The organism is Ruoffia sp. FAM 26254, assembly GCF_045528545.1.
GTDB classification, from domain to species: Bacteria; Bacillota; Bacilli; order Lactobacillales; family Aerococcaceae; genus Ruoffia; species Ruoffia halotolerans.
In genome coordinates this window covers 1-290 of sequence record NZ_JBGQQY010000125.1, presented here as the reverse complement: position 1 = coordinate 290, position 290 = coordinate 1, and the positions used below count along the sequence as shown (strand labels likewise).

The 290-nt window shown below is 26.9% G+C and carries 1 protein-coding gene; it reads right to left on the bottom strand.

Annotated elements, in window-relative coordinates; all coding sequences use genetic code 11:
- Window positions 1–99: hypothetical protein (locus ACEN3Z_RS11950; RefSeq protein ID WP_407090995.1), on the bottom strand; the 99-nt coding region annotated here is incomplete at its 3' end.
- Window positions 100–290: the final 191 nt, after the last annotated feature.

Here is a 290-nt window from a genome sequence, read left to right as displayed (position 1 = left end):
GGCATGAATCGATGAAACAGTTATATGAGGGTGATTTAGTGCTAATCTTAACAATTCTAGTCCTGTATAGCCTGTGATACCTACTATAGAAATATGCATATATACACTCCTTATTGTATTATTATGTAATTATATACATATTTATTAATAATTACAATACTATACTTTGTAATTTTACATTTTGAAAACAAAAACTCCAAAGTATAACATCTTATTGATGTATACTCTGGAGTATAGTTAATTAGTGTTTATCCTCTAGAAATGTAACTTCCATCACTAGTATTTATCAC